Source organism: Paenibacillus sp. JT31N11 (assembly GCF_056269285.1).
In genome coordinates this window covers 167,061-183,498 of sequence record NZ_JBWDNQ010000008.1, presented here as the reverse complement: position 1 = coordinate 183,498, position 16,438 = coordinate 167,061, and the positions used below count along the sequence as shown (strand labels likewise).

General features: G+C 51.9%; 15 protein-coding genes. 14 read left to right on the top strand and 1 reads right to left on the bottom strand.

Annotated elements, in window-relative coordinates; all coding sequences use genetic code 11:
• The first annotated feature begins 43 nt into the window (after positions 1-43).
• The 6 genes from AC0YNV_RS25165 (at position 44) to AC0YNV_RS25140 (ending at position 5,711) form a co-directional block, all read left to right on the top strand.
• Positions 44-733 carry a cysteine hydrolase family protein gene (locus tag AC0YNV_RS25165; protein WP_475770487.1) on the top strand — a complete coding sequence of 230 codons (690 nt, stop codon included), beginning with the start codon at positions 44-46 and terminating at the stop codon, positions 731-733.
• Between the two features lie 60 nt (positions 734-793).
• Complete coding sequence (locus AC0YNV_RS25160; RefSeq protein WP_210040753.1) at positions 794-1,846, top strand: ABC transporter substrate-binding protein; 1,053 nt, start codon at positions 794-796, stop codon at positions 1,844-1,846.
• A gap of 44 nt (positions 1,847-1,890) precedes the next feature.
• Positions 1,891-2,730: an ABC transporter ATP-binding protein gene (locus AC0YNV_RS25155; protein ID WP_475770486.1), complete on the top strand. Its 840-nt coding sequence runs from the start codon at positions 1,891-1,893 to the stop codon at positions 2,728-2,730.
• Positions 2,731-2,757: 27 nt separating this feature from the next.
• On the top strand, positions 2,758-3,516 hold the full coding sequence (locus tag AC0YNV_RS25150) for an ABC transporter permease (protein ID WP_210040757.1): 759 nt from the start codon (positions 2,758-2,760) through the stop codon (positions 3,514-3,516).
• Positions 3,517-3,582: 66 nt separating this feature from the next.
• Positions 3,583-4,416 (top strand): polysaccharide deacetylase family protein, encoded by an 834-nt coding sequence (locus AC0YNV_RS25145; RefSeq protein ID WP_475770485.1) that lies wholly within the window; start codon positions 3,583-3,585, stop codon positions 4,414-4,416.
• Positions 4,417-4,478: 62 nt separating this feature from the next.
• Positions 4,479-5,711 (top strand): MFS transporter, encoded by a 1,233-nt coding sequence (locus AC0YNV_RS25140; protein WP_475770484.1) that lies wholly within the window; start codon positions 4,479-4,481, stop codon positions 5,709-5,711.
• On the opposite strand, the gene AC0YNV_RS25135 is transcribed toward AC0YNV_RS25140, so the two are convergent.
• Positions 5,706-6,626, bottom strand: a complete 921-nt coding sequence (locus AC0YNV_RS25135; protein WP_475770483.1) for a LysR family transcriptional regulator — start codon at positions 6,624-6,626, stop codon at positions 5,706-5,708. The genes AC0YNV_RS25140 and AC0YNV_RS25135 overlap by 6 nt on opposite strands.
• A gap of 272 nt (positions 6,627-6,898) precedes the next feature.
• On the opposite strand from AC0YNV_RS25135, the gene ku reads away from it, so the two are divergent.
• The 8 genes from ku to AC0YNV_RS25095 all read left to right on the top strand — a co-directional run bounded on the left by ku (position 6,899) and on the right by AC0YNV_RS25095 (position 16,412).
• Positions 6,899-7,990 (top strand): non-homologous end joining protein Ku, encoded by a 1,092-nt coding sequence (gene ku, locus AC0YNV_RS25130; RefSeq protein ID WP_475770482.1) that lies wholly within the window; start codon positions 6,899-6,901, stop codon positions 7,988-7,990.
• A 268-nt stretch (positions 7,991-8,258) separates the two neighbouring features.
• Entirely contained in the window at positions 8,259-8,762 is a 504-nt protein-coding gene (locus AC0YNV_RS25125; protein ID WP_475770481.1) for a hypothetical protein, read from the top strand.
• Between the two features lie 242 nt (positions 8,763-9,004).
• Positions 9,005-11,929: a 2-oxoglutarate dehydrogenase E1 component gene (locus AC0YNV_RS25120; RefSeq protein WP_475770480.1), complete on the top strand. Its 2,925-nt coding sequence runs from the start codon at positions 9,005-9,007 to the stop codon at positions 11,927-11,929.
• A complete protein-coding gene (odhB, locus tag AC0YNV_RS25115) occupies positions 11,922-13,220 on the top strand; it encodes a 2-oxoglutarate dehydrogenase complex dihydrolipoyllysine-residue succinyltransferase (protein WP_475770479.1) in 1,299 nt (432 codons plus the stop codon). Before AC0YNV_RS25120 ends, odhB begins: the two co-directional genes overlap by 8 nt.
• 120 nt (positions 13,221-13,340) lie before the next feature.
• Positions 13,341-14,657, top strand: a complete 1,317-nt coding sequence (locus tag AC0YNV_RS25110; protein ID WP_475770478.1) for a deoxyguanosinetriphosphate triphosphohydrolase family protein — start codon at positions 13,341-13,343, stop codon at positions 14,655-14,657.
• A gap of 37 nt (positions 14,658-14,694) precedes the next feature.
• Entirely contained in the window at positions 14,695-14,916 is a 222-nt protein-coding gene (locus AC0YNV_RS25105; protein WP_475770477.1) for a hypothetical protein, read from the top strand.
• A 264-nt stretch (positions 14,917-15,180) separates the two neighbouring features.
• A complete protein-coding gene (locus AC0YNV_RS25100) occupies positions 15,181-16,077 on the top strand; it encodes a hypothetical protein (protein WP_475770476.1) in 897 nt (298 codons plus the stop codon).
• A gap of 86 nt (positions 16,078-16,163) precedes the next feature.
• Entirely contained in the window at positions 16,164-16,412 is a 249-nt protein-coding gene (locus AC0YNV_RS25095; protein ID WP_475770475.1) for a hypothetical protein, read from the top strand.
• The last annotated feature ends 26 nt before the right edge of the window (positions 16,413-16,438 follow it).

Sequence of the window (16,438 nt, the reverse complement as noted above, 5' to 3'; positions counted from 1 at the left end):
AAACAACTCACCACATTCGAAAGCCGAGAGGAGCAGCGTATAGATGAGAGAATGGATGAAGATGATTCCCGAATCCGAGCAGTCAATTTACAGCAGTGCCGGATTTCAAACAGAATTGAAGCCGGGAAACAGAGCGGCGCTGATCGTGGTCGATGTCACTTACGGCTTTACGGGGTCCGAGGGTCTGACACTTGAGGAAGCGATCGAAGAATTTCCGACCGCCTGCGGTCCGGCTTCATGGGAAGCGATGCCGCGAATCAGCCGCTTGATCGGGATGTTCCGAAGCAAACAGCTGCCGATCGTCTTCACGCACAGCGACTCGCGCAGTACGCCGTATACCGGCAAGGCAACCAAACGGGCGGCGCGTACGCATGAAGTTGTGCCGGGCTTCAACGACTTTCCCGAAGCCGTCCATCCGCTTGAACAGGAGTGGAAGCTGGGCAAGACCAAGGCGAGCGCCTTCTTTCTGACTCCGCTGACGGTATATTTGCAGAAGGAAGGAATCGATACTCTCGTCATCTGCGGCGTATCGACTTCAGGCTGCGTAAGGGCAACGGCTGTGGATGCCTGCTCGCATGGCTACACCACTTTCGTCGTTGACGACTGCTGCTTTGACCGTTCCTATTATGCGCACTGCAGCAATCTGTTCGATATGCAGGCCAAATATGCGTCCGTACTCTCGCTTGAGGAGCTGGAGTCGGAAATGAAAGATATGCAGGATGTGGCGGGTTAATTTGGAAGAATCTCAGTATCGTCAAACTAAAGAGAATGATTGTACAGGGGAGTGTTACAGATGAAAAAATGGAAATTAGCTCAAATGACAGGCTGCATGATCGCGTTATTGTTGATTCTCAGCGCCTGCGGCGGCGGAAATGCCAATAACTCAGCATCGAACGCGTCCAGCACAGGAACAACGGAAGCTTCGGCGGGAACGGAAAACACAGGCGCGCCGGCTGAATTGACGAAGCTGAAGGTCGGCGTATTGAAAATAGCGGGGCTGACCAATGTGTATACCGCCAAGGAGCAGGGCATGTTCGAGAAGAACGGTCTGGATGTCGAAATGGTAGAATTCAAGTCCGGCGGCGACGCAGTTTCTGCCCAGCAGTCCGGCGATGTAGACATCATATTGTCGATTCCCGGCACGGCATTCACCGCGATCGAGCGGGGCTTTGATTTGAAGGTCATATTCCAGAATGAAACGGCAAAAGCGCAATCGCCGGATTCCGGCTCCATCCAGGTGCTGAAGGATTCGCCGATCCAGAGCGTGAAGGATCTGGCGGGCAAGAAGATAGCCATCTCCGCCCTGCACAGCCAGAATGCCGTAAGCGTGCAGAAGGTAATCAAGGCGGCGGGCGTCGATATCAGCAAGGTACAGTTTATCGAAACTCCATCGCCAAGCCAGGCTGACGCGCTCAAGTCCAAGCAGGTTGACGCCGTTGTAACCGTAGATCCTTATACAACTCAGCTGACAAGCTCAGGAGTAGGCAGAGTTATTTCCTGGCCGAACATCGAATCAATACCTGAACAGCCGCTTGGCGCATGGTTTGCGAAGAGTAAATTTATTACCGATAATCCAGACATCATTACGGGCTTCACAAATTCCCTCAAGGAAGCGATGGATTACCTCAATGGCGATGAGACCCGGGCGAAGCAGGAGGTTGCAGCTTACACCGGACTTGATCCTGCGCTTGTCAAGGATATGCCGATGATCGGCTGGAATTACAAAGTGGATCCGGCGAAGTGGCAGGCTGTCATCGATATGATGGTAGAAAGCGGCGAGATGGAGAAGGCGCATACGACCGATGAGTTTTTCTCCGATGCATTGAAATCATTCATTGTTGAATAAGCGCCGGGCATCGAACAGATCAACGGATGAGAGGATGATTCAGCATGCCAGCCATGAACTCTGCGAAAATATCTGTTTTTCCGGAAAAGGCGCCGCGTGAAACGATTATTGAAGTGGCCAACATCCACAAAATATTTGCGGTGAACGGCAACAAAGTAACAGTGTTCAACGACATGTCCTACAGCATCGACAAGGGCAGCTTCCTGTCCATCGTCGGGCCTTCGGGCTGCGGAAAGTCGACTCTCCTTAAGCTGATCTCGGGCTTGGAGCTGCCTACCAAAGGTAAAATCGTCTTCCGGGGCCGGGAAATTTCCGGTCCTCCGAAAGGCATGATCTATGTGTTCCAGCAGTATTCCAAATCAATCCTGCCCTGGCGCACCGTCATCCAGAATATTGAATTCGGCCTCAAAAGCCACAAGAAGCTGAACAAGAAGGAAACCGTCGAGAAATGTATGGAATATGTCCGTCTGGTCGGATTGGAAGGCTATGAGCATTATTATCCGTCCCAGCTATCAGGCGGCATGCAGCAGCGTGTTGTGATTGCCAGGGCGCTGATCTGCGAGCCGGAGGTGCTGCTGATGGATGAGCCATTCAGCGCCGTGGATGCCATGACGCGGGCAATCTTGCAGGAACTGCTGCTAAGCCTCTGGGAAAAGCTCGGCATTACGATTTTGTTCGTCACCCATGACGTGGAAGAGGCCGTGTTCTTGTCCAGCCATATTATTTCGCTTGGCAAAGCGCCTGCGGCGCTCAAGGAGGATTTGCTGATCAATCTGCCCTATCCGCGCGATCAGATCAAGACGCGCGAGGACGACCGCTTCATCGCGCTTCGCCAGCGATTATTTTCCAGCATCTTTATCCAGGAAAAAGGCGATTCCCATTAACAGGTGTGAAAGGAGGCAGCAAATCCGATGAAGAATCGATGGCCGGGATTCCTGCTGATTGTTGTTCTGCTGATGGTGTGGGAGGCGGCTTCGGCTACCAAAATGGTCGATCCTGTCTCGCTGCCCAGAATCAGCCTGATTGTGAAGTCATGGGGCGAGAGTCTGTTTGGCGGAGAGCTGCTGAAGCAGCTGCTGCCCAGTCTCGGACGTATCTTTGCCGGCTTCGGCATAGCGGTTGTCATCGCCATTCCTCTGGGCCTGCTTATGGGCACCAACCGGTTTATTTACCGGCTGCTTGAGCCGATTACCGAGTTTGTGCGGCCGATACCAAGCTCCGCCTATATCCCGATCGCTATTCTGTTTCTTGGCATCGGCAATGAAATGAAAATATTTGTTATTTTTCTGGCTTGCATATTTCCGGTTCTGCTTAACACATACGGCGGGGTAAGGGGTGTCGATCCGGTGCTTATCGACACCGGGCGTACATTCGGCATTTCAAGACTCCGGACGCTCTGGCAGATTGTTCTGCCGGCGTCGCTGCCAAGCATTCTTACCGGAATGCGGATCAGCATCGGAATTGCGCTGATTGTGTCCGTTGTAGCGGAAATGATCTCGGGCAATAGCGGGATCGGATATTTCATCCTGGATATGCAGCGTATATTCCGGGTTCCCGAGATGTTCGCGGGAATATTCACCTTGGGCATCCTCGGTTATTTGATCAATCTGCTGTTTTTGCGGATTGAGAAATATTTCCTCCGGTGGAGAGGCGCAGCGCATGAAGGATGAGCACGCGGCAGCGCGGATTACAGGAAGTGCATGCAGCGGATTTTGAAGAGAAAGGAATGAACAGCAATGGGCGATACGAATCCTTTTCCCTTTTTTCCATATGAAGCGATTGTTGACCGTCCCCCTGTGAAGTGGCCGAATGGCGCCAGAGTGGCCGTGTGGGTCGTTCCCAACATTGAGCATTTTCACATCGATAAATTCACTCCATCACCGGATATCCGCAATTATTCCCGCCGCGATTACGGTAACCGCGTAGGGATCTGGCGGCTTATGGAGGTGCTGGAGAAGAACGGCGTCAAAGGAACGGTCGCGCTGAATGGTGAAGCGGCATTGTTTTATCCCCGCATTATGGAAGAGGCGATCAAGCTGGATTGGGAGTTCATGGGGCATGGGATGACCAATTCAGTGTTGTTGAACACGCTCACGAAGGAAGGGGAGTGCGAGGTCATTGAGCAGACCCGGGCAATTGTCGAAGGACTTGGCAGTCCGATGCGCGGCTGGCTTGGGCCTGGTCTTGCCGAAACATGGGATACGCTCGATCTGCTCAAGCAGCATGGCGTGGAATATGTCTGCGATTGGGTAAACGATGATCTGCCTTACCACATGAATAACGGCTTGTATTCCATCCCTTATTCGATCGAGCTGAATGACATGCCGTTATTCAATATGCCAAGCATCAGCGCTGAGGATTTCTGCAGACGCATATGCGATACATTCGATGTGCTTTATGAAGAGGGCGGGACAAGCGGACGTGTAATGGGTATTGCGCTTCATCCGTTCCTGATCGGAGTGCCTCACCGGATCAAATATTTGGATAAGGCTTTGAGCTATATTGCCTCCCACGAGGATGTGTGGTTTGCCAAGGGCGGAGAAATTATCGATGCCTTCAAACAAGGCTAGGAAGCCTGGACTCTTGGCCATCTTCGCAGGATTTTGCTTCAGGAGCCTGGAGGTCGTCTGACATGAAAACAGCAGCAATTGCATATCTATCCGTCTTTATTTCGGCCGTGCTGTATTGGCTCGGCTACAGTATGATTCGACCGGTCATGTCGCTTTACTTCTCTGACCAGGGCTATCAGGCGGCAGCCATCGGCGTATTTATGGCTCTCAACTCCGTGCTGCCGATTCTGTTCGCCATGCCGGTAGGCAGCTGGATCGATAAAATCGGCACACGCCGTGCGGTATTGTATGGTTCGATTATAAGCTTGGCAAGCGGCGCCGCGTTCATTGTCGGCGGCGGGCGGGGAATGATCGGACTTGTGCTTTTTGGACAGGTGATCAATGGGATCGGCGGACTGCTCAGCTGGGGAGCACTTCAGACCGCCGCCTCGCTGTCCGTATCCAAAAGTGCGGACCGCAAGCGCAGCAACCAGGTCCTGTCCAATTTTACCTTCGTCAATTCGCTTGCCCAGCTTGCAGGTCCGTCACTGGGCGGTTTTCTCTCGGATTGGGGCGGATACCCCACAATCTTCATCGTATTTACAAGCATTAATGCAGTTGCCCTGCTGCTGACAGTCCTGCTGCCCAATACCTCCAGGCCGAAGCAGGTTGAAGCGGATGGCAGTTCAAACTGGAAGCGGGCGCTGCTCCAGAGCTACGGTAGCGGCTATGGCTTGATGAAGCGGAACAAAACGTTCTCGGTGGCGATCATTCTGAACGGGATCATGTTCATGCTGGTTGATCTGCGGACCACCTTTTTCCCGCTCTATCTCGACAAACTGGGATTGACGCATTCTGCTATTGGCGCTATCTTATCCGTTTCGGCACTATCCACGCTGCTGATCCGTCCCGTTACCGGTTACGTGATCAATCGTCTGGGACAATATCGGATCATGATGAGCAGCATGGTCGTGGGCGGATTATGTCTGGTTCTGCTGGCATTCGAGCCGGGGATCGGATTATTGTCTGTCGTTATGTTTCTGTGGGGAGCAAGCACCGGCATCAATCAGCCGATGGCGCTTATTATGGTTTCGCACGCGGTCGAGCCCAAAGAACAGGGCATGGGGATGACGATCCGGACAATGTCGAACAGGGTTGTGCAGTTGACCAATCCGCTTTTCTTCGGCGCAGTTACTACCGTGTTTGGGCTGACGCTGGGATTCGGCACGATGGGCCTGCTGCTGCTGGGCGCCGGTCTTGTGTATCGGAGACAGCACAGACTTCAGCGCCCGGCGCCTTATGAGGAAGCTTCATAGCCGGCTGGCATCCGGCTTGGGGGGCCATTTCAGCAATGGTTGACTGTTCTTGCGCGAGGATTCCGATTTGCCCAGCAAAATCTCTTCAAAATATTTTTCGTTTTTGCGGAAAATCAGGTAATAAGGGATGGACAGCTGAAAACTGGCCGCCTCCAGCGGAATATAGGTCAGCTCGCCGCGCTTGATCTCATTGGATACAAAAGATAGTGGAAGAAACGAGATGGCGTTCATCCTCATGACAAGCTGCTTGATCAGCCCGGCATGGTTGGTGAGGAAACGCCGTTTGTAGGGCAGCTTCATCAATTGATGATGCTGGAACATATCGAAATAGGTCTGGTAATAAACGACGAATTCCAGTTCTTTCTCAAGCAGTTCCGGCACAAATTCCTTGGCTGCCAGAGGATGGTCCGTGGACAGCACCAAATGCAGCGCTTCGGAGCCGATCTGGTGCTCCTCGACTTCCTTCTGGTTGGTCGTCTGAATTGCAAAAGCCATATCAATATTGCGGTGGCTCAGGGAGTGGACGACATCGCCGGAATCCACACTGAGCATCTGCAGACTGAGTTCAGGATTATGACTGTATAAATGTTCGAGCTTGTCGAGGATGAATGGAAAAGTGAAAGGAAGCGTGCTGCCGATATTCAACTCCTTGCGGCTTGGTTTGACGCTCAACGCCTGCACGGCGAGATTATAAGTCTCGACCAGATTCTCGGCGTAGGGGAGCATGATACGTCCTTGTTCGGTAAGCTCTACGCCTTTCTTGCTGCGGACAAACAGCTCGCAGCCCAAGCTTTCCTCCATAAATCTGATGCGGTTGGACACGGTAGGCTGAGGAACGAATAATCGTTTGGCGGCTTCCGAGATATTCTTGCACTCGCTCACCGTCAAAAATGTTTCCAGATGTACGATATTCAACGGAATCCCTCCTGTGTTAGGATCGTGTCAATACAATGCAAGGAATCAGCTGAAATCTTTATATTAGAAGCCCATTATAGCATATTTATTCGGTTTTTTCTATGAATTAATCAAAAATATGTGATTAAATCTGACATGGAACATACAAAATGCGATTTTGGCCGAGGCCGGGATCGCATTTTTTTGCATGACTGTAAACATATGCCGGATTGACCATCAGTCATCGCGGTTATAAATCAATACAAGGCAAGGCCAACGAGGAGGGATTCACCTTGCAAACGATCTGGAAGGGCGCAATCAGCTTCGGACTTGTGAATGTGCCGGTCAAAATGTTCACGGCTACCAAAGACAACGATATCCCGCTGCGGATGCTGCATAAAGATTTTAATCTGCCGATCAAGTACCATCGAACCTGCCCCAAATGCAAGGAGGATGTGAGCTGGGACGATATTGTGAAGGGGTACGAATATGAGCCCGGGCATTATGTCACGTTCGAGAAGGAAGAGCTGGAGAAGCTGGCTTCGGAGGCATCGAGCGAAATCCAGATTCTCGACTTTATTGATCTGGAAGAGATTGATCCGATTTATTTTCAGAAAACCTATTACCTTGCACCTGAGAAGACGGGAAAACATGCTTATTCCCTGCTCGTCGAAGCACTGAAAGCGACGAATAAAATCGGCATAGCCAATGTGACAATCCGCTCCAAGAGCAGTCTGGCCGCGATTCGTGTGATCGACGACAATGTGCTCTCAATGGTTACAATGTTCTATGAAGAAGAGATCAGACCGGCAGCCGAGATTCCCAGTCTTCCCGAGAAGGTCAGCATCGACGACCGGGAGCTCGATATGGCCAAGCTGCTGATCGGGCAGCTGAGCAGCAGCTTCAACCCCGGTCAATATAAGGATGTGTTCCGCGGGCGTGTGATGGATGCGATTGAAGGCAAGCTGAAGGGCAAGGAAGTAAAAGTTGTGCCGGAAGAGAAGCCTGCCAATGTCATCGACCTGATGGCAGCGCTGAAGGCCAGCCTGCAGCAGCCCAAATCCGGCAAAGGGACCGATTCTGACGGGGAACAATCGCAGAATCAGGAACCTCCCGCTCCCAAGAGAAAATCAAACCGGGGCAGGGCGGCATCCAGAACAGCCATAACGAAAACCGGGCAACGGAATGCGGGCAAGAATGGGAAGGCTGGGTCGGTTGGCAAAGAAGCAGGCAAACGAACATCAGGAGCGAAGATCAGCCGTAAATCAGCAACCGATAACCGAACCGTTCCGGAGTCTTCGAAGTCCAAGACGGATAACGCTAAGTCTTCCAAAACGACGCGAGCCCGAAAGAAAGGGAGCAGGAACGTACGCAAGGCGGACTGATCCGTCTTGCCGGGCTTCTTTTGCACCGAATGAAAGGGAACCAGCTATAAGCACAGCTGCTGCGTGTGATTCCAAATTATTTGTTTCTGCAACATTCCTGCCCGCCGAATCGTTCTTATAGATAAGCAGCTTGAATTACAGGGAGGTATCTGGTGAATGAAAGAACATTTGTTTAGCAGACGCATAGAATGTCCAAGACATGTATATAGAATGAAGGATCAGGTAAAACGAAACAGGTTCGCAAATTGTCTTCAAAGGAGTGTTACATATGCGTAAGATTATGCTGATTGCCGTCGTTGCTTTTCTGATGCTGACGCAGATAAGCTTCGCTGGTGACAATGATTATCACGCTGTGCCGACAAACTCGGATACCCACGCAGCCTTTATCAACCAAATCTATCAGGCTAACGGCAAAACATATGTCACCGCCGACTACATTCAATGGTTCGAAGGCGATGAAGCCAATAAAGTATTCCTGGAGCACAACAAGGACTCCGGTCTGGACGGAGCTCCCGACGGTTATTATATCCTGAATGAGAACGACAAATTGCGTACATTCGAAGTTTCGGGCGATGCCATCGTGCTGATGCAGATTTATAACCGCACCGGTGATGTGAATGAGATGGATATTAACTGGAACGAAAAGATCGATGTCAACAAGCTGCGGGCAATCTTTGCGGACAACGATACGTTCGACGTCGGCGGCTATCCGTTCCATTTGACGATGGAGAATAACAAAATTGTGAAAATCGTTCAGCAGTATATCCCATAAATATTGTCGAAATTGGTTAGAATATCTCATAACGGACCCTTGCTCCGACAGCAGGGTCTTTTTTTGTACGGGCCGCAAGTTTAAGAATCTATACAGATTTTGATTAATACCTATACCGAATTTGATTTGTTCCCCACCTGATACTTGCGTATAATGATGTAGGGATGAGCTTGTGAACGTTGAAAAACCGGGAAAGAAGCAAGTCTAAACCATTTATCTAACATAATCGGAGGTAGGCGGTAATGAGGACGGACCATGAAATCAATCAGTCACCATGGAAGTTTTATTACGGACCCAATTTGGGTTATATCCAGGAAATGTACGAACAATATCTGATTAACCCGAATGATGTCGATTCATCTTACAGGGAGCTGTTCGAGCTTTGGGGACCGCCTTCACCGGCTGCAGCTGCTCCTGCGGCACAGGAACAGTCTGTCAAGAACGGGGCTGCAGCAGCTCAAACCATAACTTCAGCAGATCCTGCGTATTTGAAAAAAGTGGTCGACGCCGGGAAACTGTTTCGAAATATTCGCACATATGGACATCTGGCGGCGCATAATGATCCGCTGGGTCTGACGAATGGCACAGATACGAGTTTATTGAAGCCCGAGACCTACCGTTTGACCAAGGAGGATCTGGCGGCGATTCCCGCCTCGCTTATTTGGGAAGAAGCGCCGGAATCGATTCAAAACGGCTGGGACGCTCTGCAGAAGCTGCAGGAGACCTACACGCAGTCGTTCGGTTTTGAATTCGGACATATTCATGAGGAGAACGAGCGCATTTGGCTTAACCGCCAGGCGGAAACAGGAATGGCGGGCAAGCCGATTACTGCGACTGAGCGGACGGAGCTGCTGAACCGGCTGATTGAAGTCGAGCAGTTCGAAACCTTCCTGCAGCGCGCATTTGTTGGACAGAAACGGTTCTCCATTGAAGGCAATGATATGCTTGTTCCCATGCTGGACGAAATCGTGCGTGAGCTGGCTCATGACGGTGCCCGGCATATTTTGATGGGGATGGCCCACCGTGGGCGGCTGAATGTTCTGACGCATGTGCTCGGCAAGCCGTACGGCAAGATTTTCTCCGAGTTTCATCATGCGCCCAACAAGGACCTCATTCCATCCGAAGGCTCGATCGGCATCAGCTTCGGCTGGACAGGAGACGTGAAATACCATCTTGGCGCCCACCGTTCGGTTAAGGCGGGAGAGACGGTAGAAACGCGCATCTCGCTGGCGAACAATCCAAGTCATCTTGAATATGTGAACCCCGTTGTCGAAGGCTTCACCCGTGCTGCGCAGGACGACAGGTCGAAGCCGGGTTATCCGGTGCCTGATTTCGGAGCTGCAGCCGCTGTGCTGATTCATGGCGATGCCGCTTTTGCCGGAGAAGGAATCGTGGCTGAGACGTTGAACTTCAAGAAGCTGCCGGGGTATGAGAACGGCGGTACGATTCATATTATCGTGAACAACCGGATCGGCTTTACAACCGAGAGCAGCGACTCGCGCTCGACGCATTACGCGAGCGACCTGGCCAAAGGCTATGAAATTCCGATTGTCCATGTCAGCGCAGATGATCCTGAGGCCTGCATCGCAGCTGTACGTATGGCTTGCGAGTACCGCCACAAGTTCCACAAGGATTTTCTGATCGATATGATCGGATACCGCAGATACGGCCATAACGAAACGGATGATCCGGAAACGACCCAACCTCTTCTTTATCAGAAGCAGCGTAATCATCCCCGTGTCGTATCGATTTATGAGAATGTGCTCAAAGGAAAAGGCCTTGTTACAGACGAGAAGCTGGAACAGACCAAGCAGGAAGGTCTGAACCGCCTGCAGGCGGCCCTGGATGAAGTGAAGGAAAACGATAAACAGGGCAAGACGGGAAGACTGGATGCAAGCGCCAGACTGCGCAGCAAAGAAATCAAGACGGCTGTGCCGCTTGACAAGCTCCGCTCGATCAATGCGAACCTGTTGAAGTGGCCGGAAGGCTTCACGGTTTACAACAAGCTGGAGCGTATTCTGATGCGCCGGGCCGACGCGCTTGAAGAAGGCGGCAAAGTGGATTGGGGACAAGCCGAGACGCTGGCTTTTGCCACAATTTTGGCTGACGGCAAGCCGATTCGCCTTAGCGGACAGGATTCCGAGCGCGCCACCTTTGCACACCGCAACCTGGTACTGCATGATCCGCAAACCGGTGCGACCCACTCTCCGCTGCATACACTGCCCGAAGCGAATGCTTCCTTCGCCGTGTATAACAGCCCGCTTTCCGAAGCATCGGTACTCGGCTTTGATTATGGATACAACGTCTATTCGCCTGAAACGCTTGTGATATGGGAAGCCCAGTATGGCGACTTTGCCAATGCGGCCCAGGTCATTATCGACCAGTTCCTCTCAGCAGGACGGGTAAAATGGTCGCAGAATTCAAGTCTTGTCATGCTGCTGCCTCATGGTTATGAAGGACAAGGGCCTGAGCATTCAAGCGCACGGCTGGAGCGTTTCCTGTCCCTTGCGGCTGAAGACAACTGGACCGTCGCCAACCTGACATCAGCAGCGCAATATTTTCATTTATTGCGTCGTCAGGCAGCGATCACCAATACCGAGGAAGCAAGGCCATTGATCATTATGGCGCCTAAGAGCCTGATCCGTAATTCTCTGGTGGCTTCCGATCCGAAAGCGCTGAGCGAAGGCGCCTTCCAGCCTGTTCTGGAGCAGCCTGAGCTTGGCGGCAGCCCCAAGAAGGTGGAACGCCTCATTCTGTGCAGCGGTAAAATTTCGATTGATTTGGCAACGGCACTGGAGGCGGGCAAGGACGATGAGTCCGCCGAGCCTACGGATTGGAGCTGGCTCCATATCGCACGCGTAGAGCAGCTGTATCCATTCCCCAAAGGGGATGTCGAACGTATTATCGCGTGTTTCCCGAACCTGAAGGAAATTATGTGGGTTCAGGAAGAACCGCAAAATATGGGAGCCTGGAATTACATCGAGCCGCGTATCCGTGCACGGGCGCCGCGCAAATCGGTTGTCCGCTTCATCGGCCTGCCGAAACGCTCCAGTCCCGCAAGCGGATTTCAATATATTCATAACATGGAACAACAGCGCATCATTTCGGTTGCTTTGAACCGGGGCACATTAACAGTTAACGCGAAGGAGGATAACGGCGATGAGTGATATTAAAATTCCCGAAATGGGCGAGTCAATCGTAGAAGGTACGATATCCAAGTGGCATGTTAAAGAGGGGGACCAGGTAGGTCAGGGAGATGTGCTGGCTGAACTGGAAACGGACAAGGTTAACATGGAAATCAGCGCCGAGCAAAGCGGCGTAGTGGAGAAGATTCTCCGCCAGGAAGGCGAAACGGTCAGCGTTGGCGAAACGATCGGCGTTATCGGAGCTGGAGCAGGCGGTGCCGCTTCTGCCGGCGATAGCGGCAAGACGGAAAGTGCAGCGCCCGCTGCGCCAGAGGCCAAACCGGAGCCTGCTCCGGCAGCGGCTGCGCCAAAGGCGGAAGCGCCAGCGAACGATTCCAATAAGGAATCGGCTGGCGACAGCTCGTCCTACAATGCTTCGCCAGCGGTCAGGAAGCTGGCACGCGAGCGCGGAATTGATCTGAGCCGCATCACGCCAAGCGATCCGCTGGGACGCATTCGCGAAGAGGATGTCAAAGCATATGCTGACGGCGGACAAAAGCCTGCCGCAGCCAGCAGCGCTCCGGCGGCAGCCCAGCCGGCAGCGGCAGCGGCTCCTGCAAACGAGCCGGGCAAACCGGTAGAGCGCCGCAAAATGTCGCGACGCCGGGTAACAATTGCCAACCGGCTGGTAGAAGCACAGCGTACAGCTGCTATGCTGACGACCTTTAACGAAGTGGATATGACTGCCATCCTGGATATCCGCAAAAGACGGAAAGAGGATTTTCAGAAGAAGCATGATGTGGGTCTCGGCTTTATGTCCTTCTTCACCAAGGCTGTTGTCGGCGCATTGAAGGCTTTCCCGCTGCTGAATGCCGAAATTCAAGGCGACGAGATTGTCGTTAAGAACTACTATGATATCGGGATTGCCGTATCGGCCAAGGAAGGTCTCGTTGTTCCTGTTGTGCGTCAGGCTGATACGCTGAGCTTTGCTCAAATCGAGAAACAAATCGGAAGCCTGGCTGAGAAAGCCCGCTCCAACAGCCTCGCGCTGAATGATCTGCAGGGCGGAACTTTTACCATCACCAATGGCGGTGTGTTCGGTTCCCTGCTCTCGACACCGATCCTGAATGCGCCTCAGGTTGGTATTCTGGGCATGCACAAAATCCAGCTTCGTCCAATCGCGCTCGACGAAGAACGTACAGTCAATCGCCCTATGATGTATGTTGCGCTCTCCTACGACCATCGTATCGTGGACGGTTCGGAAGCGGTGCGCTTCCTGGTGACGCTCAAGCAGCTGCTTGAGGATCCGGAATCCCTTCTGTTGGAAGGCTAATAACCGTTGCTTCAGCCCAAATAAGCCGATATCCGGACCGCCGGGTGTCGGCTTGTTTGACTATGTAAGGTTTGTTATCATAAATTATCAAGATCGGCAAGGAGTATTGGGGGGATGGATATGAACGTACGCAAATTGAGACTGAACGATTCTGAGAATATCCATTCCAATGAAGATCGGGATGAGTATGAGAAGGATTACGCCAGGCTGATCCAGTCGCCTGCTTTTCGAAGATTGCAGGGAAAATCGCAGGTATTCGGTGCAGGCTCGGGAGATTATTACCGTACTCGCCTGACGCATTCGCTGGAGGTATCGCAAATAGCCCGTGAAGTGGCAAGGCGGCTGGGAAAAAGCTATTCCTGGATCGCCAAGAGGGAGCATCCGGGGTTAATGCTGGATCCCGAGGTGGTGGAATGCGCGGCGCTGGCGCATGATCTGGGCCATCCACCATTCGGTCATAAGGGAGAAGAAGTGCTGAATTTGCTTCTTACGAAGGAATGCGGCTTGAGCTATGAAGGAAATGCGCAGAATTTCCGGATTTTGATGTTTCTGGAGAAGCGTGCGGGAAGCGAGAGCGGCCTGGATCTGACGGCGGCTGTACTGCTGGCTACCAATAAATATCCGTTCAGTCTCGATGATCCAGGTCGGCTCAAAGGCGTTTACAGTATGGAATGGGAAGGGATTCGTTATCTCAGGCAGATGTGGGAAATGCCCGAAGGAGAAGCGACTCTGGAAGCGCAGCTGATGGATTTATGCGATGATATTGCCTATTCCACCCATGATATCGAGGATGGCATCCGTGCAGGGAAAATCCAGATGAACCGCCATTTGTTCGAGGACGATTGGCTGATCGAGCATGTCATCGCAGAGATCGTGGACGATCCCGGGAACGGGGTCATGAGCTGGGAACAGGTCGATATGAAAAAGATGGTGAAGCAGGTGCTCAGCCAATATGTCCAGCAGTGGGAGACGATATATATTGAATGCAACCGCGAGCCTTCCCGTACAAGACGGGAGATGAAAGCCCGCTGGGTAAGGAGGTTTGCCAATCAGGTCGGGATTATCGACGATCCTGCCACAGGCTGGAAACGCGTTACGTTTGTACGCGAGGGCGAGAAGGATTTGGAGCTGCTGCGCACAATGGAAATACTCAAGAAACTGGCCTGGGTTACCTTGATCAAGGATTTTCGTGTCCAGCGTCTGCATAAACGAAGTGAGATCATGATTAAACGCTTATGGGACAGCTTCAAAATCGAGGAAACCGGGCGGCTCATCATGCCCCCGGATTGGCTGGAGAGCTACCAGCAGCAGAAGGGGAAATGGTCATGGGAGCGAATGGTCGCCGACTATATTTCCGGAATGACCGATGCCTACGCCGAGAAGGTCTATGCCGAGTTTTTTGCAAGCCGCTCCGGATCGATTTATGAAATGGATTAATTGGTCCTCAATTGAAGCGGGGAGCTGCTGAATTACGTTGCATGAAGGCAAAAGGAATCTGCGGATGCGGTATATGTGGATTTCTCTTGAGATTACGCTGCGGTGGAAGAAAGCTGTGAGCTCGCCAGAACCCAATATTAGGCGGGCTATAACGGATTATGTAAAGGTTGCCCAGGGACTGTCCGCTCCCGGATTGTTCGCCGGGCAATCGAAGGCAGAGCCTCGTCAGGCGATTACAATTGTTTCCTCCATCAAGTAGGCGAGGCTTCCGTTCATATGCTTGGTCAGGAAATTCCAGGCGGGCAAATGGTTGTTTACGAATACGGTAATCCGCCCGCTGGCAGCCAATTAATCTGGCAGCTGTCATTATCTGGCAGAGATGAGCGCAAATAGACCCTGTTATCACTGGTATAATTATACTTAATGAGAGCCACCCTAATTTCATGAGAAAAGCTTAATCGCCCAAACCCCCATTTTTCCGTTACACTGTGCGAAAGGTAAATGGAAGGGGTGGTTTATGACCATGGATATGAAACGTTGTTTATTTTGCGATCAAATTGTTCATGTGCAGTTCATCGGCGAATATGAACGCTTTGCCAACTGCTCATGCGCACCAGGCGATTCCTATAGCCTTTCTAAAGACAGCTACGAGCAATTTCATGCGCTGTCCTATGCGGTCAAGCGCCAGATGTTCCCGATTATGTCCGCTTACATACGGGAAACCACAGATGTAGGCGGGGCGGTTTCCTTGTCTTTCGAGGATTTGGAAAAAATCGAACAATCACCGCTGATCCCGGTAACGATAGAAGATAAAGCAGATCGCCTGCTGCAGTACCTGTACAGGCATTCCGAAAGCCCTCTGCAGCCGGTTGTCATCCACCGGCTGTCGGACAGCTACAATTTAACGTATTCGCTCAATTTGCAGGAGCTCGTGTACATCATCGAAAGATTGAAGGACGAGCTGCTGATCGAGCGGATCGGGACGACCTTCAAGCTGACAGCGGAAGGGTGGAGCAAGGCGGAAGCATTATCGGGCGGGAAACGATTAAAGTCCTGCCTCGTATACCTGGATCATGATACTGTGAACCGGGCGGATTGGGCGGAGCAGGTATTTCCCCGAATTGAAGAATGCGGGTATTCCCCGCTGCTTGGCGACGATGCCCAGGATAGCGAATCCTCCGATTATCATGTCAGGAACATTACGGAGAGCAAGCTGGTTGTGGCCGATCTGACGGGCCAGTCGCCAGAGGTGTATTTCGCAGCCGGATTGGCGCTGGGCTTGCAAATCCCGGTAATTTGGACCGTACAGAGCAGGGATGCTGTGAACCTGCCGGCAGGGATGTTCAATCATTTTCAGCCTTTCGTCTGGGATAACACCGAGGAGCTGGCCGATATGATGCGGCAGCGGTTGAACGAGTAATTATTTAATCCCATTAAATATATTCGGGTTTGGATCACCTCCGTTTAAGGTAAAGGAATATATACCCTTAAACGAGGTGAGAGGCAATGGAAAACGCAGATGCGGACAAAAAAGCGATTGAAGAACAGAAGCTCAAGCATAACAATCAGCCGGACCGGGACAATCCGGAGCAGTTCCCAACGGAGAAGGAAAGCTTGTTTGACCGTTTTCAGAGTGAGCGCAATGTGGATCCGATTCCCCTCGAAGACCTGAATATCGAGCAGCAGGATGAGAAGGACAAGGACAAAACCAAAAACAGCTCATCCAGTCAACGTAAATATAAGAGCGGTTTTTAATGGCGTTCCGTTAAAAAGAGGTTGCG